The following is a 22,868-nucleotide window of genomic DNA, read 5'->3' as shown; positions in this document are numbered from 1 at the left end:
GGGTTTCGCCTGCGGCGGGCGTTGCCCCCACCCCGCCCTCCCCCAGACTCCGTCCGGGGGGACCCCCAACCTCCCCGTACGCGCTTCGCGCGTGTCCTCAAACGCCGGACGGGCTGAATGATTCAGCCCCTCCGGCGATTGAGGAGCGGGGGTCCGGGGGCAGCGCCCCCGCAAGGGGTCTGGGGCGGAGCCCCAGTTCGGGAAGGGGCGGGGTGGGGTGAAGCCCGCCGCAGGCGCTCCGTTTCGGCGCCGCGGGCGACCTATCCTGTTGGTCGCACCAACACGCGGACGCACAGGGGGAGTACGTGGCCACCTCGGCCGAGCACGCTGCGATGAAGGCGTACCGCCTCGGTGAGCTGCGCGAGTTCCTGATGAGCAGGCGGGCCCGGATCAGCCCGGCCGAGGCGGGCCTGCCGGCAGGCGGAGCCCGTCGTCGTACGCCCGGACTGCGACGGGAGGAGGTCGCCGTCCTCGCGGGCGTCGGTGTCTCCTGGTACCAGTGGCTGGAGCAGGGCCGGGACATCACCGTCTCGCCCCAAGTCCTCGACTCGGTGGGCCGGGTGCTGCGGCTGAGCAGCGCCGAGCGCCGCCATCTGTACGTGCTGGCGGGGCTGAATCCGCCCGCGCCCGAGGTCGATCCGGGCGACGCCGGCATGTGCGCCGGGCTGCGGAGGCTGATCGAGGCGTGGATGCCGTTCCCCGCGCACATCATGGACCGGTACTGGAACACGGTCCTGTACAACGACGCCGCGGGGATGATCCTCGGAATGCGCCCCGACCTCGTCCAGAACTGTCTGATCGCCTTCTTCACCGACCCCGTCTTCCGGGCCCGGGCCACGAGCTGGGAGCACAACGCCCCTTATGTCGTCGCGCAGTTCAGGGCCGCGTGTTCGGAGTGCCCGGACGACGAGGGCTTCCAGGCGGTCGTGGAGGAGGCGAAGGCGGTCAGCGAGGAGTTCACCGGGCTGTGGGAGCGGCGCGACATCGCGCCCGGCGGTCAGGTCCGCAAGGAGATGGAGCATCCGCTGGTGGGGACGCTGTTCATGGAGGCGACCCAGCTGCGGGTCCCGGCGCGTCCGGATCTGGCGATCGTGATGCACACGCCCCTGCCGGAGGCGGACACCGCCCGGAAGCTGGAGTGGCTCGCGAGCCCGGAGGGCAGGCGGGGGTCGATGTATCCGGTGGCGGGCTGACCTGTGCGTATGTGTATCCTCGGCCCGTGAAAAAAGGGGAGGGGGGAAGCTCCCCACGAGCGTTTTGAGCTTGATTCAAGGGGAGTTACTGCTGATGCGTACCCGTATGCGCGGCGTGGTCGCCGCTGTCGCCGTTTCGACGCTGTGCCTCACGGCGGCGGCATGCCAGAGCTCGTCCGGCGATGACAAGAAGCCCGCCAAGACGGATTCGGCCACGACGGATTCGGCCAAGCCGCAGGAGACCAAGACGGAGGAGCCTGCGGCCAACACGCCGCTGACGGCCGCGCAGATGAAGGCCGCCACGGTGGAGCTCAAGGACCTGCCGGCCGGCTGGAAGTCCAACAAGGTCTCCGCCGGCGACGACCCGGCGCCGAAGGCCGACCGCCCCGGCTGCCAGCCCATCGCCGACATGATGGGCGACGAGATCAAGGGCGCCACCAAGGGCCCCGACGTCGACTTCAAGCAGGCCGACGGCAAGTCCGAGCTGAGCCAGAAGGTCTTCACGTTCGCGGGCACGGGCGCCGCCGACTTCACCAAGGCCATCGGCACGGCGCTGGGCACGTGCACCACCGTCTCCTTCGACATGGCAGGCCAGAAGGTCCCCGTCAAGATCAAGAAGCTGGAAGCCCCGAAGGTCGGCGAGGAGTCGCACACCTTCCAGATGGCCATCGTGTTCGGCCCCGGTGTGGAGATCAAGGCGAATCTGCTGGTGGCCCACCAGGGCACCGGCGCCACCCGCGTCGCGTACGTGAACACCGGCAACGCCGCCCCGCAGAAGAGTTTCGAGGACCTGGTCCAGCTGATCGGCGACAAGTTCGTCAAGGGCGTCCAGAGCTAGGTCGTGTCCGACCGGCCGCCCGGGCCCCGTCCGGGCGGCCGATCTATGCTCGGGGCATGACGCAGAGCACCGACCTCAGTCCCGAGGACCGCAAGATCATCACGCTGGCGCGCAGCGCCCGGGCCCGTAACGGTGTGCCCGAGGGTGCGGCCGTACGGGACGAGACCGGGCGTACCTATGTCGCCGGGACCGTGGCTCTGGAGTCGCTTCAGCTCAGTGCGCTCCAGACCGCCGTCGCCATGGCAGTCGCCAGCGGCGCGCAGTCCCTGGAGGCCGCGGCCGTCGTCTCCGAGGCGGACACCGCCTCCGACGCGGACCGCGCGGCGGTGCGTGATCTGGGCGGGCCCGGGACGCCGGTGCTGCTCGCCGGGCCCGACGGGGAGCTCAAGTCCTCCGTGGCCGCGGGCTGACCGCACGCGCCGAGGCGGGCGTGACAGCACGAATGTGACAGGGGTCGGCGTCATCAACCGGTGGCGCCGATTCCCCTTTCTGCCTGCGAGAATGCGGATCTTGACAGTATCTGATGGGTCATCAGACGGTGCATTTCGATTCCATTGACTTCTTTCGGCCATGACACGTCAATAGCCCCCGGCATTCCTCAGAAGGGGGCAATCATGGCTACGGCCACCCGAAGATCAGCAACCCGGCCCACCCGAAGATCCATCGGCCGGTTCGCCAGCCGGACGCGGCGCTGGACCGCCGCGCTGGGAGCGGTCGCCCTTGTCGCCGGTACGGCGGCACTCGCCGGGCCCGCGCACGCGCTGGCCGCCGCATCCGCACCGGTGGACTTCGCGACACACTGCGTACCGCCGCCCATCGCCGGTATCCCGCCCATCGACGGCACCACGACCGCCCAGATCACCGTCGACAAGGCCGCACCGAAGGTCGGCGACACCGTCACCGTCACCTACACCGTCACCAAGCCCGCGGCCAGTAACCCGGTCGACCTCGCGCTGCCCGCCGACATCATGACGCCCAGCGGCAAGGTCGCGCTCGGCGGCGCCCAGGCCGGAAGCGTCACGGTCACGGGGCCCAAGAAGAACCCGCCGGTCCCCGGCAAGGGGGCCTTCCCGCCGTTCTCGATGACCGGCACGTTCACGGTCACCGCGCCCGGCTCGATCACCCTCTCGCCCGGCGACTACAACATCCACACCAGCTACATCATGGAGCTGGACACCCCCTGTACGGTCATCAATCCGCCCGCACCCGTCTCCGAGACGGTCACCGCGACGGACCAGCCCGGAGCCAATGAGCGCTCCGTCCAGCTGGCGACGGCCTCCGGCAAGCCCGGCGACAGCGTCACCGTCACCGGCGCCAAGTTCACTCCGCTCGCCGACGTCACCGTCGTCGGCCGGGCCGGAGCGGCCGAGACCGCCGACAGGACAACCGTCAAGGCGAACGCGGCAGGCGGCTTCACGGCACCTCTCGCGGTCAACGACAAGGCGACCACGGGCATCGTCGCGTACGAGGGCAGTGCCTGGTCGGCGGAGAAGGGCGCGGGCCCGGCGGCGTACACCGTCATCGACGACACCCCGCTGCCCGGCAACAGCCAGAAGCTCAACTCCTCCGTCGCGGCAGGCACGTTGTCCATGTCCCAGGCCGGTGACACCGTCGCCATGTCGGCGGTCGACTTCGGCACGGGCGGGGCATCCACCGGCGATCTGAAGACGGTGACGGTCAAGGACTTCCGCGGCGGGCCCGCGGGCTGGTCCCTGACCGGCAAGGTCACCGACTTCACCGGTCCCGGCGGAAAGATCGACGCCGGAAAGCTCGGCTGGACTCCGGCCTGCACCACCAAGCCCGGCAGCCCCAGCACCTGCGTGGCCGGTTCGGCGGGAGCCGTGGGCAGTGCGGGCGCGACCCTGGCCTCCACCCCCAACGGGGCGCTCACCGGAGGCGAGTTCACCGTGGACGCGAAGGTCTCGCTGAACGTCCCGGCGTACACCGCCCCCGGCGCGTACTCCGGCGTCCTGACCCTCACGCTCACCTGACACCCGGCGGGCCGGGCGCGCACCCGGTCGGCCCGCCTCGGCCTGTGGGGGTTTCATGCGCAAGCTCTACGCCATCGTGCTGCCCGTCCTCGCCATGCTGTTGTACGGGCACGGAACCGCGCGCGCCGCCGACAACGGCAACTGGTCCGTCTACCCCGCAGCCTCCGAACTGGGCGGGCGGCCCTACTTCTATCTCTCGGCCGATCCCGGCACGACCCTCACCGACCAGGTGACGGTCACCAACAAGACCGCGGCCCCGCTGACCTTCCGGCTGTACGCGGCCGACGCGTACAACACCGAACGGGACGGCGGCTTCGCCGTACGCACCCGCGGCGAGAAGCAGCGCGGCGTCGGCGCGTGGGCCAGGCCCCAGCGCGAGCGGGTCACCGTCCCGGCGAACAGCTCGGTCACCGTGCCCTACACCCTCACCGTCCCCGACGACGCCGAGCCCGGCGACCATCCCGGTGCCCTGGTCGCCCTCGACGAGCGCATCGGCGCCGCGAGCGGCCCGGTCGCCGTGGGCATACAGCAGGCCGTCGGCGCACGCGTCTATCTGCGGGTGGGCGGCCCCACCGTGGCCGCGCTCTCCGTCGAGGACGTGAGGTTCACCCACGACCAGCCCCTCGTCCCTGGCACCGGCGAGAGCAGCGCGCTCATCTCGTACACGCTCTACAACCGCGGCAACGTCACGCTCAACCCCAAAGTCGCCCTCAAGGCCGAGGGCCTGTTCGGGCGCGATCTGCTGAGCCGCGACCTGAAGAAGGTCCCCTCCGAACTGCTGCCGCGCCAGAAGATCCGCCTCACCGAACGCTGGTCGGGCGCACCCCAGCTCGAATGGGGCGAGGTGAAGCTCACAGCCAGCGCGCGGGACGTACGCGAGTCGGCCGGGGTCTCGTTCTTCGCGCTTCCGTGGCTGGTCGCGCTGCTGCTCGTGGCTGCCCCGGCGGGTGCCGGGGTGTGGGTCAGGGTGCACCGGCGGCGGGCGCGCGTAACCGGGGGCGCGTGACATCAGGGACAATGGGCGCCATGAGCGCTCGTACAGATGAGAACAACGCCCCCCACCGGGCAGGCTTCGCCTGCTTCGTGGGCCGCCCCAACGCGGGCAAGTCCACCCTCACGAACGCTCTGGTCGGCCAGAAGGTGGCGATCACCTCCAACCGGCCCCAGACCACCCGGCACACCGTGCGCGGCATCGTGCACCGCCCCGACGCGCAGCTGATCCTGGTCGACACCCCCGGCCTGCACAAGCCGCGCACGCTGCTCGGCGAGCGGCTGAACGACATCGTGCGCACCACCTGGGCCGAGGTCGACGTGATCGGCTTCTGCCTGCCGGCGAACGAGAAGCTCGGCCCCGGTGACCGCTTCATCGCCAAGGAGCTCGCCGGGATCAAGAAGACCCCGAAGGTCGCGATCGTCACCAAGACCGACCTGGTCGACTCCAGGACCCTCGCCGAACAGCTGATCGCGATCGACCGGCTCGGCAAGGAGCTGGGCATGGAGTGGGCGGAGATCGTCCCCGTCTCCGCGGTCGGTGGCAAACAGGTCAAGCTGGTGGCGGACCTGCTCATCCCGCTGCTGCCCGAGGGCCCGACGCTGTACCCGGAGGGCGACCTCACCGACGAGCCCGAGCAGGTCATGGTCGCGGAGCTGATCCGCGAGGCCGCGCTGGAGGGCGTACGGGACGAGCTGCCGCACTCGATCGCGGTGGTCGTCGAGGAGATGCTGCCGCGGGAGGACCGCCCGGCGGACAAGCCGCTGCTGGACATCCACGCGAACGTCTACATCGAGCGCCCGAGCCAGAAGGGCATCATCATCGGCCCGAAGGGCAAGCGCCTGAAGGAGGTCGGGGTGAAGTCCCGGCACCAGATCGAGGCGCTGCTGGGGACGCCGGTGTTCCTGGACCTGCATGTGAAGGTCGCGAAGGATTGGCAGCGGGACCCGAAGCAGCTGCGGAAGCTGGGCTTCTGACGCGTCGCCGGGTCCGGTGGTGGCGGTGCCGCTGCGCGGGGCTTGTTCCCCACGCCGCCCGTTCCCTTAACCGGGGCTCCGCCCCGGACCCCGCGCCTCAAACGCCGGAGTGGCTGAATTATTCAGCCCGTCCGGCGTTTGAGGACACGCGCGAAGCGCGTACGGGGGTCTGGGGGCGGAGCCCCAGTTCGCGCCGCGAGCAGGCGCAGGGGTCTGGGGCTTGCCCCAGTTACGGGAAGGGGCGGGGTGGGGAACAAGCCCGCCGCAGGCGGCGGGTCTGGCGACCGGTCCCGTCACGCACCTTCCTTGAGTACCCGCGAGATCAGCTCGCGCTGCGCCTCCGACAGGCGCGGATCAGCGCAGTGGACGGTCCGCCCGTCGACGGTGATCTGGTAGCTGAAGCCGTCCGGCACCCCCGCCGGCGGCGTGCCCGAGCCGTCGGCCATCGCCCGCTCGGCCAGGGCACGCCATTCGCTCGCGTCGGTCCGCCCCGAGGTGTCCACCTCGGCGAACCGTTCGATGCCGGCGAATCCGCCTGTGCGCCTTACCTGGATACGCATGGGTCCTGTCTAGTACGAGAACGCCTCAGTTGGTAGGCACGCCGACCTGGGACCATGCCTTCAGCAGAGCTTCCTGCTCCGCGCCCTCGCCGTAGCGCGCGCGGGCCGCGGCCACCGACAGGGCCGCGAAGTCGGTGAACTGCGCGGTCGTGGAGAGCTGTCCGCCGGTCAGCACGTCGTACCAGATCTGGCCCGCCCGCTCCCACGCGTTGCCGCCCAGCGCGGTGGCGACCAGGTAGAAGGCGTGGTTCGGGATCCCCGAGTTGATGTGGACGCCGCCGTTGTCGCGACCGGTCCTGACGTAGTCCTCCATCGTCGCGGGCTGCGGGTCCTTGCCGAGGACGTCGTCGTCGTACGCCGTGCCCGGCTCCTTCATCGAGCGCAGGGCGATGCCCGACACATTGGGGCCCAGCAGGCCCGCGCCGATCAGCCAGTCGGCATGGTCGGCGCTCTGGCCGAGCGAGTACTGCTTGATCAGCGAGCCGAAGACGTCCGACATGGACTCGTTCAGCGCGCCGGACTGGCTGAAGTACTCCAGGTTCGCGGTGTACTGCGTGACTCCGTGCGTGAGCTCGTGCCCGATCACGTCCACGGGCAGGGTGAAGTCCAGGAACAGATCGTTGTCGCCGTCGCCGAAGACCATCCGCTCGCCGTCCCAGAAGGCGTTGTCATAGTTCTCGCCGTAGTGGACGGTCGCGTTGAGCGGGAGGCCGGAGCCGTCGATGGAGTGACGGCCGTAGGCCTTCAGATACAGCTCGAAGGTGGCGCCGAGGCCCGCGTGGGCGCGGTTGACCGTGGCGTCCTGGGCGGGCTGGTCGCTCTCGGAGTGGACCTTCCTGCCCGGCACCGTCTCCTGGTGTTCGGCGTCGTAGATCGTGCGGTTCGGCTTGTCCGACACCGTGCCGGTGACGCCCGGGGCGAGGCCGCGGACCGTGGTCAGACGGCGGCGGGTGCGCTGGAGGGCGTCGTGCTCGAGGGTGCGGGCGGCTGGGTCGGCGATGGCGGGGTCCTCGGCGCGGGCCAGTTTGTCGAGGACATGCGGCGGCACGATGGTGCAGAAGACCGGGTTGATCCGGCGGGCGTTGGCGTCCATGCCCCCGGACTGTGGCACTGGGTCATGACGCTGTCACTAGTTGCCACCATGATTAGTGAAATGGAGTGATAACGGAGGACTGGCGTCCACGGCACGGGCCGCTGGTGTACCGCTGACATGGCACGCGAGTGCGGTACGTCACTATTTGTCCGTTTGTGGAGTCGCGTCCCGCATACTGATACGGCACCGCCGTCCCCGCCCGCACTGGGCTACGCTGCTCCGCATCATGCGTTTCGGGCTGCTTCTTCTTAGCTGCCGCGGCGAGGGCCTGTAGTCGTAGGCCGACCCCCTCCCCGCGGGATCTGGTGCTGCTTCGACTCAGTCGGCCGTCCTACTTGATGGACCCCGAGGAGCCCTACGCAAATGTCTGACAACTCTGTCGGTCGCCCCACGCCCGTCACCAACGCGACCCACACCCAGAAGCCGTCCGGGATGCCCATCCACAAGTACGGGCGGTACGAGGCCGTCGACATCCCCGACCGCACCTGGCCCGACAAGCGGATCACCAAGGCCCCCCGGTGGCTGTCGACCGATCTGCGCGACGGCAACCAGGCCCTGATCGACCCGATGTCGCCCGCCCGCAAGCGCGAGATGTTCGATCTGCTGGTCCGCATGGGCTACAAGGAGATCGAGGTCGGCTTCCCCTCCTCCGGCGAGACCGACTTCGCCTTCGTACGCTCCATCATCGAAGAGGGCGCGATCCCCGAGGACGTGACGATCTCCGTCCTGACGCAGGCGCGCGAGGACCTGATCGAGCGGACCGTGGAGTCCGTCGTCGGCGCCCACCGCGCGACCGTTCACCTGTACAACGCGACCGCGCCCACCTTCCGCCGGGTCGTCTTCCGCGGCTCGAAGGACGACATCAAGCAGATCGCAGTGGACGGCACCCGGCTGGTGATGGAGTACGCCGAGAAGCTGCTGGGACCGGAGACGACCTTCGGCTACCAGTACAGCCCGGAGATCTTCACCGACACCGAGCTGGACTTCGCGCTGGAGGTCTGCGAGGCCGTCTGTGACGTGTGGCAGCCGGAGGAAGGCCGCGAGATCATCCTCAATCTGCCTGCCACGGTGGAGCGTTCGACCCCCTCCACGCACGCGGACCGCTTCGAGTGGATGTCGCGCCATCTGTCGCGCCGCGAGCACGTGTGCCTGTCGGTCCACCCGCACAACGACCGCGGCACCGCCGTCGCCGCCGCCGAGCTGGCGATCATGGCCGGGGCCGACCGTATCGAGGGCTGTCTGTTCGGGCAGGGCGAGCGCACCGGCAACGTCGACCTGGTGACGCTGGGCATGAACCTGTTCTCGCAGGGCGTCGACCCGCAGATCGACTTCTCGCAGATCGACGAGATCCGCCGTACGAGCGAGTACTGCAACCAGATGGAGATCCACCCGCGCCACCCCTACGCGGGCGATCTGGTCTACACGGCCTTCTCCGGCTCCCACCAGGACGCCATCAAGAAGGGCTTCGACGCCATGGAGGCCGACGCGGCCGCCCAGGGCAAGACGGTGGACGACATCGAGTGGGCCGTGCCGTATCTGCCCATCGACCCCAAGGACGTCGGCCGTTCCTACGAGGCGGTCATCCGGGTCAACTCCCAGTCGGGCAAGGGCGGTGTCGCGTACGTCCTGAAGAACGAGCACAAGCTGGACCTGCCGCGCCGGATGCAGATCGAGTTCTCGAAGATCATCCAGGCGAAGACGGACTCCGAGGGCGGCGAGGTCACACCGAAGGCGATCTGGTCGGTCTTCCAGGACGAGTACCTGCCGAACCCGGGCAATGCGTGGGGCCGTATCCAGCTGAGTTCCGGCCAGACGACGACCGACAAGGACGGCATCGACACCCTGACCGTCGAGGCGGTCGTGGACGGCGCCGAGACGGTCCTGACCGGCACCGGCAACGGCCCGATCTCCGCGTTCTTCGAGGCGCTGAACGCGGTGGGCGTCGACGCGCGGCTGCTGGACTACCAGGAGCACACGATGAGCGAGGGCGCGTCCGCGCAGGCCGCGTCGTACATCGAGTGCGCGATCGACGGCAAGGTGCTGTGGGGCATCGGCATCGACGCGAACACGACGCGTGCGTCGCTGAAGGCGGTCGTCTCGGCCGTCAACCGCGCGGGGCGCTAGTACCCCCGGACAACCGGGGTCCGGTCCTGATCGCCGGACAGGCTTGAAAACAAGCCTGTCCGGCGTTCGTGTGTGCGGGCGACAGGCGAGGGAATCGGCCATGTCCCGGTGCACTGCTGCCGGGGGTGCTGACGTGACATCACCGATGTGGCTAACATCACGCCAATGCGGCAATGTTGCCGGAGCGTTTCGGAGGTGCGAGGTGCAGCCAGACCGGGGACTGTTCGGCCGAAAATTGCTGGTCTGCGGCGTTCATACCTCTTGGAACACTGTGGGGGACGGTGAGTTCTTCTGCCCCGATTGCGGAGGCGACCGCAACTACCGCCGCCGCACCGGCCGCCGGCGCTTCACCTTCCTCGGTGTGCCCCTGCTGCCGCGCGGCTTCGCGGGCCCGGTCGTCGAATGCGCCGCCTGCCACGGCCACTTCGGCATGGACGCCCTCGACCACCCCACCACCGCCCGCTTCTCCGCGATGCTCCGTGACGCCGTCCACACCGTCGCTCTCGCCGTCCTTGCCTCCGGCGGCACCTCCTCCCGCCCGGTCCGGGAGACCGCCGTCGCCACCGTCCGCGCGGCCGGGCTCGACGACTGCACGGAGGACCAGCTCACCGGCCTGATCGAGGCGCTTGCCGCGGACACCGGCCGTTTCGTCACCGACACCGGGCCCTATGGCGCGGCCCTCGCGATCGAACTGCACGAGGCGCTGGAGCCGCTGGCACCCCATCTGGCGCCCGCGGGGCGGGAGTCGATCCTGCTCCAGGGGGCACGGATCGCACTCGCGGACGGGCCGTACAGCGCGGCGGAGCGAGAGGTGCTGACGACGGTCGGTACGGCGCTGCAGCTGTGCGCGGACGATACGGCGCGGCTGCTGGCGACGGCGCGTGCGCCCTTCTAGTCCGGTTCTGGTCCGCCTTCGGCGCGTACTCCCCGGGGAGTAACGGGGGGCCGCTGCCACCCCGGGCAGTAGGGACCGTCTCCGCCGCCCGCGCGACGTATTGAGCACTCCCCGACGGGAGTCTGGTGATCGGATCCGACACCGGACGCCACCCGTGACGAAGGGGAGACACCCATGGGGCCCGTGCCCGCAAGCAATCGCCGCCGAGCCGTGCCCTGGGCGGTGCTCGCGCTCTGGATCGCCGTCATCGCCCTGGCAGGACCCTTCGCGGGCAAGCTCGGTGACGTACCGCGCGACAACGTCGTGGACTAGACAAGGCCCGCACGGGCTCAGTGACCGTCCCCAGGAACCACGTAGAACCAGCACCACCAGGCAGCCGGTGAGCCCGACCGCGCTGCCTAGTCGCGGAGCCAAGGGCGGCCTCGGCGGAGCGTCAGGTCCCACTGGTCTTCAGACCGGCATCGGCTTCAGTCTCGCCCTCTGCTCCGTAGGAGCCATTGGCTACACGGTCGCCCGACGCCGACGCGGCATCTGACAGGTCCGACTTCAGCGCGTTCCCGCTCAAGCACGCCCGGGAGATCCACTTCAGGCGCGAGTTCGGCGGGGCCATCGCCAGCGCAACAAGCCGACTTCAATCTCAGCTTGTCCTACCTTTCAGGCGTGGGTCTGAGTCGGTCATTCGTAAGATCGGCGGGCCCAGGGGTTCTGGGTATGGCTGTGAGCTTGTCGCCGTTGGATGGCTCAAAGAACTTGGCCGCCCGGAGCTCCGCGACGACTCGACCGCTGATTGGGATACGCGACTCGATCGCTGTGTAGGACAACGTCGGCGAGGTCGTCTGCGGGATCGATCTGTGACGACGAGCTGGCGGAGGTGACCGTGCCCCAGATCTGGGCCGGAGTGGACATCGGCAAGGAACATCATCACTGCGTGGTGATGGACGCTCAGGGAGAGCGCCTGCTCTCGCGCCGGGTCCTCAACGACGAGCCGGACCTGCTGCAGCTGATCTCAGACGTGCTCGCGCTCTCCGAGGAGGCGTTGTGGGCGGTGGACATCAACCACGGCGGTGCCGCCTTGCTGATCGGACTGCTGCTCAGTCACGACCAGCCGATGGTCTATATCACCGGACTGGCCGTTCACCAGGCATCGACGGCTTACCGGGGTCAAGGCAAGACGGACGAGAAGGACGCGTTCGTCATCGCCGACCAGGCGCGGATGCGCAAGGATCTCGGCCTGCTCCGGCCCGGCGACGAGATAGCCGTCGACCTGCGGACCCTGACCGCCCGCCGCACTGACCTGGTCAACGACCGCACCCGCCAGATCAACCGACTGCGAGCCCAACTCCTAGAGATCTTTCCCGCGTTGGAGCGGGCACTGAACTTGAGCAAGAAGGGCCCGGTCGTCCTGCTGACCGCATATCAGACACCGGCAGCGACCCGCCGAAGCGGGGCCAAACGGATCGGGACCTGGCTGAAGAACCGCAAGGTCAAGAACGCCGCCACGCTCGCCGAGACCGTCGTCGAGGCGGCCCACTCTCAGCACACCGCACTGCCCGGAGAGAAGCTGGCGGCCACGATGGTGGCCCGCATCGCGAAGGGGGTGATGGCCCTCGATGAGGAGATCGCCGAGCTCGACGCACTCATCGAGGCCCGGTTTCACGAGCATGCGCACGCTGGCGTAATCCGCAGCCTTCCTGGCATGGGTGCCCTGCTCGGAGCCGAGTTCATCGCCGCTACGGGCGGTGACATGGAGGCGTTCGGCACCGCCGACCGGCTGGCCTCGTTCGCCGGCCTGTCACCCGTGCCTCGTGACTCCGGCCGCGTCAGCGGCAACATGCGCCGGCCCCGCCGCTATCACCGCGGCCTGCTGCGGGCCTTCTACCTCTCCGCCATGGCCAGCCTGAGAACCTGCACCGCCTCCCAGGCCTACTACTCGCGCAAGCGAAACGAAGGCAAGGGGCACAAGCAAGCCCTGCCGGCTCTGGCCCGTCGCAGAGCCAACGTTCTATGGGCGATGATCCGCGACGGAGCGTGCTACCAAGTCCGACCGTCCGTCACCGCAGCAGCTTGACATCGTCATTGGGAAGTTCTTTATGGTCTGCCTGGTCACAACAGTAGGCTGCCGAACGCCGAGATGTCGGAGGTCGGCAGGAGACCCCGCACCGGCCGGAATGAGTCGAGGAGCCGATGCAGCGACGGCGGGCAGTCTCTCCCGAGAAGCGGTACGAGCAGCTGGTCGCGCAGTTCGCGGAGCTGGACGGGGTGACTATCCCTGGCGACGAGCTGGGACGGGAGGGAAAGTTCGGCGCTGCTGCGCTCAAGGTCGGCGGGAAGATTTTCGCGATGCTCGCGCAGGGCCGTCTGGTGGTGAAGCTCCCGCGGGCCCGGGTCGACGAGCTGGTGGATGCCGGTGAGGGCGAGCGCTTCGACCCGGGGCACGGGCGGCTCATGCGCGAGTGGCTCAGCCTGGACCCCGGCTCGGAGCTCAGCTGGGACGGACTGGCCCGTGAGGCCCTGGACTTCGTCAACCCTACCCACTGAGCCGCACAAGGATGGCTTTCCAGTCCAGGCGACCCGCAGGCCGCCGATCTGGCGGCAGCGCGTAGCGATCGTGGGAGTGTCAGCTTGTTCTTATCGACGACGGACCTGCCTACGGCGGTCATTGACGCTGGACGCTCCACTCAGCAACCGTGGTCGTCTAACACCCCGGGAGGGCCAGTGGCATGGTGGCGCAAGCAGCGTGAGCAGTCCGGTGAACCGTCGGGTGGGCTGCCTCCGAGCATCACTCAAGTCGGGGGTGGCAGACCATGGCAAGTAGTCCTCCAAATGGCTGCTGACCGGCGAGAGCAGGGGGATCTGGACGGTGCGCAGGAGCTGTTCGTCCAGGTCATGGAGTCCGGGGACTCGGAGTACTTCCCGCTGGCCGCAGCCAGCCTCGGCCATTTGCTCGAGCTGCGGGGCGACGAGGCTCAGGCGGAGTCCGTCTATCTCCATGGCGTGGCGTCCGAGAATCCGGATGCTGTCGTGAAGTGCGCCTTCAACCTCGCTTTGCTGATGCGCAAGCAGGGGCAGGCACGGACAGCGCCGGCACCATCGGCCGCCTCGTTCGCGATCACCGGGCCGAGGATCTGCCAGACACCCATGTTGACGGCGTTGAAGACGGCGAAGGCCAACGTCACCCGTCCAGATCCACGGCTGGGAGCTGAAGTAGCTCCAGCCCTCCCGCAGTTCGCCGAGCAGCGTCGGACCGCCCTCGGCGCGCGGTGGCAGGTTGGGCAGCGACATCCGGGCGAAGAACGCAGCTGCCAGGAGGAAGGAGGCAGCGATCGCGGATCCGACTCGCACGCCAGGGCGGGCAATCACCCCACTTGGGGCAGCGGCACGGCCGCCCGTCTCGGTAGCCCTGAAGGGTGTTAATAGGCTCCGATCAGGCCGCTGAGCTGGGGAGCTCCTGCGGGCCGCGGGGGCGCGCTCATCGCGGATCCACCGCGTGTGTGATGCGCTTGTCTACCACGTTGGACTGCCTGGGCCCGGCAGCCGGGCCCCCGCCTCGTCATCCGCGAGGCACTCCGCGCCGCCGTTGCCGTATCCGCGGCACCCAGGTGCTCCGGCTGTGGTGCGGTTTGGCTTCGAGTTCCTTGCGGTGCGTGAGATCCGTGATGACCTTGATTTCGCCGGTCGTGCGTCCATCAGGGTCGGTGAGTGCGGCGCGGGCGATCTCCACGTACACCGTGCCGCCGTCGCTGCGCGTGTGCTGCGAGGGCTCTGGGTTGGCGGGTCCGTCGGCCAGGTGGACGGCCCGAGGCGGTGTGGGGTTGGGGTCGGGTCGGCCGAGGACGTCCTCTGCGCTCCATCCGTAGATGCGCTCGGCGGCGCGGTTCCAGCGCAGTATCCGGTCGGCGGTGTCGGTTTCGACGATCCCGACGGGAGCGGCGTCGAGCAGGCCGGCCAGCCGTGCGCTGAGCGCTTGGTTCTCGGCGTGACGCTCGGCGAGATCGCGTGCTTCGGCTTCGGCTTCGGCTCGCAGTTTGCATTCCGTGGTGAGGGTTTCGACCAGCCGGTCCACCAAGGGTTTGGTCAGTGATCCGGACACACGAGTCTCGCCGCGGGCGGCGGCCTCGATCGCGTGGGTCAACTCGTTGGCGTCGGCGCCCTTGAGTAGGTAGCCTCGGGCGCCGCGCAGGAGGGCTTTGACAACCAGGGAGTCGTCGCCGTAGGCCGACAACACGATGACGGCGGTGTCGTTATGCTTCGCCGCGATCTTGCCGGTGGCTTCCAGGCCGTCCATGACCGGCATGCGCATGTCCATGAGGACCACCGCAGGCCTTAGCTCATCGACGAGCCGCACCGCCTGCGCGCCGTCGCCGGCCGTGCCCACCACCTCGATCGTGGGGATACGGGCGAGCAGCCGGGCGAGCCCGTCACGTACCTCATCGACGTCGTCGACGATGAGGGTTCGTACGGCGGGCCGTGCCCGGTCCGGATCGCTGTCGGGAAAAGCGCCTGCAGTGGTCATGGCTGCCCTTCCTTCTCGCCGGCGGCCGTCCGGCCCCGGCCTACTGGTATGCGAACCTCGATGCGGGTACCGGCGCCCAGGGACGAGGTGAGGGTGTAAGTCCCGGAGGCGATATGGACGCGTTCGCGCATCGAGGCCACGCCGAAATGCCCGTCGGCGACGAACCCGGGGGTCCGCGTCGTATCGAAGCCGACGCCGTCGTCGGCCACGGTGAGGACCACGGTGCTGTCGGAGGGGTGGCTGGACCCGGGCGCGGAGTCGGCCAGGGTTACGGCGGCGTTGGTGGCGTGCGCGTGTCGCGCGATGTTGGCCAGGGCTTCCTGGACGACGCGGTAGAGCACGGTCTCGACGTCGGGGGCGAGCCGATGCGAGACCGATATCGTCACGGGGCAGCGCACGCCGTGCCGTCGGCTGAACTCGTCGGCGAGGTCCCGCAACGCCACCGCCAGGCCCTGCTCGTCGAGGGCGGGCGGGCGCAGGACGGTCATGAGCGTGCGCAGGCCGCGGATCTCCTCGCCCAAACGCGCGCGGGCCTGGGCGAACAGCGCCCGGCTCGCCTGCACGCCTTCGCGGTCGAGGACGAGGCAGGCTTCCTCGAAGCCGTAGCCGACGGCGGTGAGCCGCTGGATCGGGCCGTCGTGCAGCTCTGCGGCCAGCCACGTGCGTTCCTGCTCGCGGCTGCGAATGGTCTCGGCCAGCAGGTGCCTGCGTTCGGTCTCAAGGACCAGGGCCTGCTCGGCCTGCTTACGCTCGGTGATGTCCCGGATGAAGGCGTTGAAACAGCGGATGGCTCTCGATTCCAGCCGCCATACCCCCAACTCGACCGGCAGCTCATGCCCGTCGCGGTGCAGTGCCGAGATCTCGATCTGCCTGTCGAGCACACGCGGCTCCCCGCCTGCCAGTACGCGCTGCAGACCGGCCAGGTGCGCAGCGCGGTAGCGCTCGGGGATGATGGTCTCGACCAGGGCCCGTCCCAGCACTTCCTGGCGCGTCCACCCGAAAAGGTTCTCGGCACTCTGATTCCAGTCGAGAACCACGCCCTGTTCATCGATGCGCACGAACGCGTCACGAGCGGTGTCGATGATCGAGCGTGCCTGCTCCTGCACCGCCCGTAGCGTCTCTTCCCCCTCCTGTGGCCCCTCAGCCTCCCGGGTGAAGCCGCGTACCTCGATCGGCGTGCCCCGGTCGTTGCGGACGACCCAGGCAGTCGACTCGGTCCACACCCAGCGCCTGTCGCTGCGTCGCAGCCGCACACATACGACCACCCGGCCCGAATCGGCCAGAGTCCGCTCCGCAGTCTCAAAGGCTTCCATGTCGTCGGGATGGATCCACTCGGCCACGGAGGTCCCGACAACTTCCTCGCAGGGGCAGCCGAGCAGCGCCCAACTCGCCGGGGACACATCCAGGTACGTCCCGCCCACGCTGCGCCTGAAAACCATGTCGGGGGAATTCTTCAGAAGCAGGCGGAAGCGCTCCTCCTCCGCCACGTCCGGCCACTCCTGCGTCGGCGCTTTCGGGTCTGGCTCCACGCCACCTCCCCGTACATTGAAGTGGCCCTGCGGCCACCGCTTTGTATCTCCCGAGTCGACCCGCGTCCCAGGTCCCAGGAAAGAAGCCACTGGGATGGACCGCCTACGGAATTCTCCGGCCACACCCTGGGACCGGGCTCGTGTCTTCGTTCGGCACATGTCCTCCCGAAGTCAGGCGGCCTCGTCTGAAAGCCGGCCCAGTGAGGAGGCTGAGACAGCGCCTGATTACCCTTCGTACTCTTTTGGATACTGCAAGGTCCACTTTACTGCTCCATTGCCCACCTCGCACCCATGGTGACCGCCGGCCGGAGGCAGGAGGATGGCTCTGGTCGGCGCACCCGGGCAGGCGTCTCCCGCAGGCGCCCGGTGCCCTGTCTACGCTCTCGGCTCGGTGGCCAACAACACGCACCGCCACTAAATTTGCGTTGCCGGTCGAGCTCGGCCGCGAACAAAAACGCCGATTCCTTGAGGAACCGCCGCACCGCTCTGTCCGCCGTGGCACCCGGTGAGAGCCAAGCACCGAACCGTGCTCCCCTGACCGGCAACCTGCTGATCGCACGCTGGCCGGCCGCCAGGCGAGTACGCCCGGGCGCCCCCCGAAGTCGTTACCAGATGGCCGCTGAGATGGGCTGTTACGAGGCATCGACCCGTCGGCGCTGGTCGGTTGAGTCGATTTGCGATTTTCCGTAGTCAGGTCTTCGCTTGAAGTGACCGTTTCAGGCTTTGGCACGAATCACGCCCCTGTCTGCCCCAGGCCACGTACGGCACCTTCGCGCCGTGCGGGCCCGCGTAGGAGGGCTCATGGACGACGTTCAAGGCCGGGTGAGGGCTGGTCGTCAATCCGCGTGGTGGCTGTACCTGGTAGCGGGGGCGGGGGTGATCGTCGCCTATCTGCTCATCTCCGTCCCGGTCCGCCACCTGATCTCCCCGCTGCTGGCTGCCTCAGCCACCGCCGCGATGCTGGCCGGGATACGCATGAACCGGCCACGCCCGGCCACCCCCTGGTATCTGTTCACCGCGGGGATGGGTCTGTTCGCTGCGGCGGACGTGATCTTCGGGCTGTACCAGTTCCAGGGCACCTCCGTGCCCTTCCCCTCGGCGGCCGACGTGCTCTACCTGGCCGCCTACCCCTTGTTCGCCGCGGGCCTGATCACCCTGACCCGGGTGCAGAGCCGACGCCTGCGCTGGGCGGGCCTGCTGGACGCGGGCATCATCACCCTGGGTGCGACCACCCTGGCCTGGGCCTTCATCATCGCCCCCTACCTGCGCAGCCACCTGTCCCCGCTGCCGCTGACGGTCTCACTGGCCTATCCGGTGGCCGACCTGGTGCTTCTGTGCATGGCCACCCGGCTGGTGCTCACCACCGGCACCCGCACCCCCTCCTTCCTACTGCTAACCGCCTGGTTGGGCGCCACACTTGGTGCCGACGCCCTCTTCTACTCCACCCTGGCCACGACCGGCGCCCCGATCGCACCGGAGGTGTCCTACGCCACCTGGATGACTTCCTACCTCTTCATGGGTGCCGCCGCCCTGCATCCGTCGCTGGTCAGGACGGCAGAGCTGATGGAAGGGCGCCAGACGGCCCTGTCCGGCACCCGCCTGGCGCTCCTCATGCTGCTCGCGGTCATTGGGCCGGTGCTGGTGATCGTCGAGGCCGGCGATGTCCGCGACCAGTCCTCGCACGTCGCGGTTGTCTCCGCCATCGTGGCCTGTCTGACCCTGCTGCTGGTCCTGCGGGTCGCTCTCCTCGCCCGGTACGCCCAGAGCCAGGCCGGCCAGGCGCACACGCGGGCCGAGGCCCTGGAACGGTCCTTGCGTGAGCAGACGTCGCTTCAGAAGCAGCTCAGCCACCAGGCATTCCACGACCCGCTGACGGGCCTGTGCAACCGGGCCCTGTTGTCCGAACGGCTGGAACACGTACTGAGCCGCCCTTCGGCGGTGGGTACCACCGGCCTTCTGCTGATCGACCTCGACAGGTTCAAGGATGTCAACGACAGCCTGGGCCACCCCGTCGGCGACGAGGTGTTGATCGCGGTCGCCCACCGGCTGTTGGGCGGCGTACGCCAGCAGGACACCGTGGCCCGGGTGGGCGGGGACGAGTTCGCCGTGCTGGCGGAAGAACTGCCGCCCGACGCCATTCTTGCCTACGCCCAGCGGTTCCTCGAGCGGTTCAAAGACCCCTTCGCGCTCTCCGGCAACCGCTCCGTCTACGTGACGGCCAGCATCGGCTTGGTCGCGATCGACGAGCCGACATCACCCGCCGAAACGCTGCGCGCCGCGGACCTCGCTCTCTACGTGGCCAAGGACCAGGGGCGCAACCGCACGGTCGTGTTCGAACCGAGCATGAGCGCCGCCCAGCAGGACCAGGCCCGCATCGCCCAGGACCTGCGCTACGCGCTCACCCGGAACGAACTCACCGTCCTCTACCAGCCCGTGGTCGAGCTGGACACCGAAGAGACCACCGGAGTGGAGGCCCTGATCCGCTGGCAGCCACGTGGCCGCGCCCCGATCCCGCCCGAGCATTTCATCCCCATCGCCGAGGAGACCGGCCTCATCATCCCCATCGGCGACTGGATCCTGCGCGAGGCGTGTCGCCAAGGCCGGCGCTGGCAGGACCGCTCACTCGGTCGACGGGCGCTGACCATCGCCGTCAACGTCTCCGGCCGCCAGCTCAAGGACCCCACCTTCCTCGACAATGTCACCCGGGTCCTGTGCGAGACCGGCTTCCCCGCCTCCTCTCTGGTCCTGGAGGTCACCGAGAACGTGCTCATCGCCGACGCCGAGACCGCTGCCGCTCACATCTCCGCCCTGCGCAGTCTCGGCGTCCGCATCTCCATCGATGACTTCGGCACCGGCTACTCCTCCCTGTCCTACCTGCGCAATCTGCCCGTTGACATCGTCAAGATCGACCAGAGCTTCGTCAACACCCCCGGCGTCGCGACGGACAACGGCCTCATCCAGGCCATCCTGTACCTGAGCCATGCCCTCGGCGTGGACACCATCGCCGAAGGCATCGAAACCCCGGAACAGGCCGACCGCCTCTACACCCTCGGCTGCCCCCACGGCCAGGGCTTCTACTACGCACGGCCCTTGACAGCACACGCACTGGAGGAGCACCTCACCAACCACCCCGCACCGGAACTGCACCGGCCCGCCCGATAGGCATGGTGGTGCCGGGGCCCGGGTGTTCCCGTCTGATCTTCGAGGTGGTCGTGGAGTGCCGTGCGAGCGAGGTGAGTATGGGGGGAGAGGCACCACCTTCAGCGGATCGGCCGAACCCTCGCAGGTCTCCCGGCCGGCGCGGACTCCACCCAGGTCGCCAAAGTCCAGCAGCAGCTGCCCGGTGTGAGTCCACCGAGCTCGTCCTCGTCTACCACCGCGACGGCGGGCTGACCGCGGCCTACCGTTCCGCCGCGGACCGGCAGCTGGGGGAGATTGCCGCGGCCCATCAACTGGCTGGCGGAAAGCGGACGTTGAGCGTCCCGTCCAGGGACGGCACGACCCTGATGCAGCGGCCCGCCAAGGGCTACGCCTGGCTCGCCCGCAGCATCTCCTCGCGCTCCACGATCTTCACCCGCTCGCGCCCCTCCGCCTCACCGCGCGCCCGCTCCGCCGCGTCCAGCCGGTGCCAGCCCTCCCACGTGGTGTACGAAACGCCCTTCCCCTCAAGGAAGTTGACGACCGCTTCCTCCTCCGGCGCAGCCGGAACACGCAGCCGCCCGTTGCCGTGGTCCTCGAGCAGGTTCGCGACCGTCTCGTTCGCGTCGCCCTTCGTGTGGCCGATGAGCCCGACCGGGCCGCGCTTGATCCAGCCGGTCACATACGTCGACTGGAGGTGCTCGCCGGCCTCGATGACGCGGCCGCCCTCGTGCGGCACGGTCCCGCTGATGAAGTCGAAGGGCAGCTTGGGCAGTTCGTCGGAGAGGTAGCCGACCGCTCGGTAGACGGACTGTACGTCCCAGGTGTGGAACTCGCCGGTACCGGTGACGTTGCCCGTGCCGTCCAGCCGCGTCCGCTCCGTACGCAGCCCCGCCACCCGGCCGTCTTCGCCGACGACTTCGACGGGGGACTCGAAGAAGTGCAGGAACAGCTTGTGCGGCCGGTCGCCGACGTCGCGGATCGCCCAGTTCTCCAGGGTCTTCGCGACCATGTCCGCCTGCTTGCTGGATCGGCGGGTGGCGATGGAGCCGTCGTCGTAGTCGATGTCCTCGGGGTCGACGATCACCTCGATGTTCGGCGAGTGGTCGAGCTCCCGCAGTTCCATCGGGCTGAACTTGGCCTGTGCCGGGCCGCGCCGTCCGAACACGTGCACTTCGAGGGCCTTGTTGGCCGCCAGGCCGTCGTACACGTTCGGCGGGATCTCGGTCGGCAGCAGCTCGTCCGCTGTCTTGGCCAGGATGCGGGCCACGTCGAGGGCGACATTGCCGACGCCGAGTACGGCCACCTTCTCCGCCTCCAGCGGCCAGGTGCGCGGCACATCGGGGTGCCCGTCGTACCAGGACACGAAGTCCGCGGCGCCGTACGAGCCGTCCAGCTCGATGCCGGGTATGTCGAGGTCCCGGTCCGCGTCCGCGCCGGTGGAGAAGATCACCGCGTCGTAGAACTCCTGCAGATCGTCCAGGGCGATGTCGCTCGGGTAGTCGACATTTCCGAAGAGACGTATCTGCGGCTTGTCGAGCACCTGGTGGAGTGCGGTGATGATGCCCTTGATCCGCGGGTGGTCGGGCGCGACGCCGTACCGGATGAGACCGAACGGCGCGGGCATCCGCTCGAAGAGGTCGATGGACACACCGGGCTCGACTGCGGCCTCGGACTTCAGCAGGGCGTCGGCGGCGTAGATTCCGGCCGGGCCGGCACCGACGATCGCGATCCGCAGAGGGCGGGGCATGAATGGTTCCCTTCGAACGATGTCCACGGGCGTGACCCGGCGAGTGAGACGGCCAGGCGTGTGCGGAGGGAGCCGACTCTCGTGCGCCACCCTGGCAACAGCGCTCCCACCGCGGTACCCGCCCTGCACCTATGGACCCATAAGCCTGATCTATGACCCGGCACCCGGGGGGGGCGGGGTAAGGACACCCTAACCTCCTGCCCTGCGGCCGCCCTCGGCGGCCCCGGCCTACCGCTGTAGCGCGGCGGGGGATCTCGGAGCACGCTGGAGAGCAGGAGGATCTGCCCGGCGAAGGGGCCCCCGCCATGAACCCTGCGTCACGCACGGCACCCGGCGGCCGTCTCGCCGCCGCGCTGGAAAGCCCGATCGTCGGTCTGTCCCCGTGGATCGTCTTCTCGGTCCTCGTCGGCCCCGGCCGCTTCGGACTGGCGGTGAGCCTCGCCCTCGCGCTGTCGGTGGTGCTCTTCTGCGCGGGGCGGATGGTCTACCGCGGCACCCCGCTCAAGATCCTCGAAGTGGCGGGCGTCGTCTCCTTCGCCGTCCTGGCCACCGTCGGAGTCACCGCGTCGCCCGGCACCTATCGATGGCTCGACACCTACGCGGGCGAGATCTCCAACCTCACGCTGGTGGTCATCGCCTTCGGCTCCATGGTCGTACGGGTGCCGTTCACGATGCAGTACGGACGCGAACGGGTCGGCCCCGAGTACTGGAAGTCCCCGGAGTTCCTCCACATCAACTATGTGATCACCGGCGCCTGGGGAACGGCCTTCCTCGTCGCGGCCCTCGCGGGCGGCTTCGGCGACCTCGTCCTGCACAACCCGGACAACCTCTGGACCACCTGGATCATCCAGATCGCGGCGATGGTCACCGCGATGAGCTTCTCGGAGTGGTACCCCCATGTCGTCCGCGCCCGCAGCCATGGCGCCGGGACCCCACCGCCGGTGCGCAACCTGCTGACCCCGCTGGCGGGCCTCATCATCCCGGTGGGCGTCGTCTCCCTGATCTTCGACGCAGCGGCGTCCTGGTTCAGCGTCGGGCTGATCCTCATCGGGGTGATCATGGCCCGCGCCATCAACAAGGACGTGGAGATGACACCGCCTAGCGGCGAACACCCTCGACGAAAGCGGTCCAACTGGCGGCTCCGATGACGAGAACGGGGCCGGTGGGGTTCTTGCTGTCGCGGACGGGGACGACGCCGGGGACGTTGTCGAGGACTTCGACGCACTCGCCGCCGCTCCCGTCGCTGTGCGTGCTCTTGCGCCAGGCGGCGCCCGGG

The 22,868-nt window shown here is 68.9% G+C and carries 19 protein-coding genes and 2 pseudogenes; 15 read left to right on the top strand and 6 right to left on the bottom strand.

What is annotated here, in order from left to right; translation table 11 throughout:
- Positions 1–332: 332 nt before the first annotated feature.
- The 6 genes from OG741_RS13635 to era all read left to right on the top strand — a co-directional run bounded on the left by OG741_RS13635 (position 333) and on the right by era (position 5,990).
- Positions 333–1,193 carry a helix-turn-helix transcriptional regulator gene (locus OG741_RS13635; RefSeq protein WP_405605548.1) on the top strand — a complete coding sequence of 287 codons (861 nt, stop codon included), beginning with the start codon at positions 333–335 and terminating at the stop codon, positions 1,191–1,193.
- 94 nt (positions 1,194–1,287) lie between these two features.
- Positions 1,288–2,031 carry a hypothetical protein gene (locus tag OG741_RS13630; RefSeq protein ID WP_405597464.1) on the top strand — a complete coding sequence of 248 codons (744 nt, stop codon included), beginning with the start codon at positions 1,288–1,290 and terminating at the stop codon, positions 2,029–2,031.
- Positions 2,032–2,087: 56 nt separating this feature from the next.
- Positions 2,088–2,441 (top strand): cytidine deaminase, encoded by a 354-nt coding sequence (locus OG741_RS13625; RefSeq protein ID WP_405597462.1) that lies wholly within the window; start codon positions 2,088–2,090, stop codon positions 2,439–2,441.
- Between the two features lie 204 nt (positions 2,442–2,645).
- On the top strand, positions 2,646–4,022 hold the full coding sequence (locus tag OG741_RS13620; protein ID WP_405597460.1) for a beta-xylosidase: 1,377 nt from the start codon (positions 2,646–2,648) through the stop codon (positions 4,020–4,022).
- A 55-nt stretch (positions 4,023–4,077) separates the two neighbouring features.
- A complete protein-coding gene (locus tag OG741_RS13615; RefSeq protein WP_405597458.1) occupies positions 4,078–5,028 on the top strand; it encodes a WxL protein peptidoglycan domain-containing protein in 951 nt (316 codons plus the stop codon).
- An 11-nt stretch (positions 5,029–5,039) separates the two neighbouring features.
- The gene (gene era / locus OG741_RS13610; protein WP_405605546.1) at positions 5,040–5,990 is read left to right on the top strand and encodes a GTPase Era; all 951 of its coding nucleotides are present in this window, start codon (positions 5,040–5,042) and stop codon (positions 5,988–5,990) included.
- 293 nt (positions 5,991–6,283) lie between these two features.
- Here the strand turns inward: era and OG741_RS13605 are convergent, their stop codons facing one another.
- Both OG741_RS13605 and OG741_RS13600 read right to left on the bottom strand, forming a co-directional pair.
- The gene (locus OG741_RS13605; protein ID WP_405597456.1) at positions 6,284–6,550 is read right to left on the bottom strand and encodes a protealysin inhibitor emfourin; all 267 of its coding nucleotides are present in this window, start codon (positions 6,548–6,550) and stop codon (positions 6,284–6,286) included.
- Positions 6,551–6,575: 25 nt separating this feature from the next.
- On the bottom strand, positions 6,576–7,643 hold the full coding sequence (locus OG741_RS13600; RefSeq protein ID WP_405597454.1) for a M4 family metallopeptidase: 1,068 nt from the start codon (positions 7,641–7,643) through the stop codon (positions 6,576–6,578).
- Between the two features lie 363 nt (positions 7,644–8,006).
- Here OG741_RS13600 and leuA point away from each other — a divergent pair, with 363 nt between their 5' ends.
- The 6 genes from leuA to OG741_RS13570 all read left to right on the top strand — a co-directional run bounded on the left by leuA (position 8,007) and on the right by OG741_RS13570 (position 14,076).
- Positions 8,007–9,767, top strand: a complete 1,761-nt coding sequence (gene leuA / locus OG741_RS13595; RefSeq protein ID WP_405597451.1) for a 2-isopropylmalate synthase — start codon at positions 8,007–8,009, stop codon at positions 9,765–9,767.
- A gap of 202 nt (positions 9,768–9,969) precedes the next feature.
- The gene (locus OG741_RS13590) at positions 9,970–10,662 is read left to right on the top strand and encodes a TerB family tellurite resistance protein (RefSeq protein ID WP_266476512.1); all 693 of its coding nucleotides are present in this window, start codon (positions 9,970–9,972) and stop codon (positions 10,660–10,662) included.
- A 174-nt stretch (positions 10,663–10,836) separates the two neighbouring features.
- Positions 10,837–10,974: a hypothetical protein gene (locus tag OG741_RS13585; protein WP_405597448.1), complete on the top strand. Its 138-nt coding sequence runs from the start codon at positions 10,837–10,839 to the stop codon at positions 10,972–10,974.
- A 565-nt stretch (positions 10,975–11,539) separates the two neighbouring features.
- Positions 11,540–12,730 carry an IS110 family transposase gene (locus OG741_RS13580; RefSeq protein WP_405597445.1) on the top strand — a complete coding sequence of 397 codons (1,191 nt, stop codon included), beginning with the start codon at positions 11,540–11,542 and terminating at the stop codon, positions 12,728–12,730.
- Between the two features lie 116 nt (positions 12,731–12,846).
- Positions 12,847–13,200, top strand: a complete 354-nt coding sequence (locus tag OG741_RS13575) for a hypothetical protein (protein WP_405597443.1) — start codon at positions 12,847–12,849, stop codon at positions 13,198–13,200.
- Between the two features lie 285 nt (positions 13,201–13,485).
- Positions 13,486–14,076 carry a tetratricopeptide repeat protein gene (locus OG741_RS13570; RefSeq protein ID WP_405597441.1) on the top strand — a complete coding sequence of 197 codons (591 nt, stop codon included), beginning with the start codon at positions 13,486–13,488 and terminating at the stop codon, positions 14,074–14,076.
- 136 nt (positions 14,077–14,212) lie between these two features.
- On the opposite strand, the gene OG741_RS13565 is transcribed toward OG741_RS13570, so the two are convergent.
- Positions 14,213–15,175, bottom strand: a complete 963-nt coding sequence (locus tag OG741_RS13565; protein ID WP_405597440.1) for a response regulator — start codon at positions 15,173–15,175, stop codon at positions 14,213–14,215.
- Positions 15,172–16,704, bottom strand: coding sequence for a PAS domain S-box protein (locus OG741_RS13560; protein WP_405597438.1), 1,533 nt, complete (start codon positions 16,702–16,704; stop codon positions 15,172–15,174). Before OG741_RS13560 ends, OG741_RS13565 begins: the two co-directional genes overlap by 4 nt.
- 801 nt (positions 16,705–17,505) lie before the next feature.
- Between OG741_RS13560 and OG741_RS13555 the strand changes: the two genes are divergently transcribed.
- Complete coding sequence (locus tag OG741_RS13555; RefSeq protein WP_405597436.1) at positions 17,506–19,866, top strand: putative bifunctional diguanylate cyclase/phosphodiesterase; 2,361 nt, start codon at positions 17,506–17,508, stop codon at positions 19,864–19,866.
- 111 nt (positions 19,867–19,977) lie between these two features.
- Positions 19,978–20,213: pseudogene (locus OG741_RS13550) on the top strand (MMPL family transporter); the annotation flags it as partial.
- A gap of 17 nt (positions 20,214–20,230) precedes the next feature.
- Here OG741_RS13550 and OG741_RS13545 read toward each other — a convergent pair.
- A complete protein-coding gene (locus OG741_RS13545; protein WP_405597434.1) occupies positions 20,231–21,592 on the bottom strand; it encodes an FAD-dependent oxidoreductase in 1,362 nt (453 codons plus the stop codon).
- 305 nt (positions 21,593–21,897) lie between these two features.
- Between OG741_RS13545 and OG741_RS13540 the strand changes: the two genes are divergently transcribed.
- The gene (locus tag OG741_RS13540) at positions 21,898–22,740 is read left to right on the top strand and encodes a hypothetical protein (RefSeq protein WP_405597433.1); all 843 of its coding nucleotides are present in this window, start codon (positions 21,898–21,900) and stop codon (positions 22,738–22,740) included.
- Here the strand turns inward: OG741_RS13540 and OG741_RS13535 are convergent.
- Positions 22,691–22,801, bottom strand: a pseudogene (locus OG741_RS13535) (DUF397 domain-containing protein); the annotation flags it as partial. The gene OG741_RS13540 and the pseudogene OG741_RS13535 overlap by 50 nt on opposite strands.
- Between the last annotated feature and the right edge of the window lie 67 nt (positions 22,802–22,868).

It is taken from the genome of Streptomyces sp. NBC_01410, assembly GCF_045040195.1.
In the GTDB taxonomy this organism is placed as follows: Bacteria; Actinomycetota; Actinomycetes; order Streptomycetales; family Streptomycetaceae; genus Streptomyces.
This window is presented reverse-complemented; position numbering and strand designations above follow the sequence as displayed.

Bases quoted from the DNA above. Each gene is read 5' to 3' on its own strand.
- OG741_RS13635 (WP_405605548.1), top strand. From the start codon at position 333: ATGAAGGCGTACCGCCTCGGTGAGCTGCGCGAGTTCCTGATGAGCAGG.
- OG741_RS13630 (WP_405597464.1), top strand. From the start codon at position 1,288: ATGCGTACCCGTATGCGCGGCGTGGTCGCCGCTGTCGCCGTTTCGACG.
- OG741_RS13625 (WP_405597462.1), top strand. From the start codon at position 2,088: ATGACGCAGAGCACCGACCTCAGTCCCGAGGACCGCAAGATCATCACG.
- OG741_RS13620 (WP_405597460.1), top strand. From the start codon at position 2,646: ATGGCTACGGCCACCCGAAGATCAGCAACCCGGCCCACCCGAAGATCC.
- OG741_RS13615 (WP_405597458.1), top strand. From the start codon at position 4,078: ATGCGCAAGCTCTACGCCATCGTGCTGCCCGTCCTCGCCATGCTGTTG.
- era (WP_405605546.1), top strand. From the start codon at position 5,040: ATGGGCGCCATGAGCGCTCGTACAGATGAGAACAACGCCCCCCACCGG.
- OG741_RS13605 (WP_405597456.1), bottom strand. From the start codon at position 6,550: ATGCGTATCCAGGTAAGGCGCACAGGCGGATTCGCCGGCATCGAACGG.
- OG741_RS13600 (WP_405597454.1), bottom strand. From the start codon at position 7,643: ATGGACGCCAACGCCCGCCGGATCAACCCGGTCTTCTGCACCATCGTG.
- leuA (WP_405597451.1), top strand. From the start codon at position 8,007: ATGTCTGACAACTCTGTCGGTCGCCCCACGCCCGTCACCAACGCGACC.
- OG741_RS13585 (WP_405597448.1), top strand. From the start codon at position 10,837: ATGGGGCCCGTGCCCGCAAGCAATCGCCGCCGAGCCGTGCCCTGGGCG.
- OG741_RS13575 (WP_405597443.1), top strand. From the start codon at position 12,847: ATGCAGCGACGGCGGGCAGTCTCTCCCGAGAAGCGGTACGAGCAGCTG.
- OG741_RS13570 (WP_405597441.1), top strand. From the start codon at position 13,486: ATGGCTGCTGACCGGCGAGAGCAGGGGGATCTGGACGGTGCGCAGGAG.
- OG741_RS13565 (WP_405597440.1), bottom strand. From the start codon at position 15,175: ATGACCACTGCAGGCGCTTTTCCCGACAGCGATCCGGACCGGGCACGG.
- OG741_RS13555 (WP_405597436.1), top strand. From the start codon at position 17,506: ATGGACGACGTTCAAGGCCGGGTGAGGGCTGGTCGTCAATCCGCGTGG.
- OG741_RS13545 (WP_405597434.1), bottom strand. From the start codon at position 21,592: ATGCCCCGCCCTCTGCGGATCGCGATCGTCGGTGCCGGCCCGGCCGGA.
- OG741_RS13540 (WP_405597433.1), top strand. From the start codon at position 21,898: ATGAACCCTGCGTCACGCACGGCACCCGGCGGCCGTCTCGCCGCCGCG.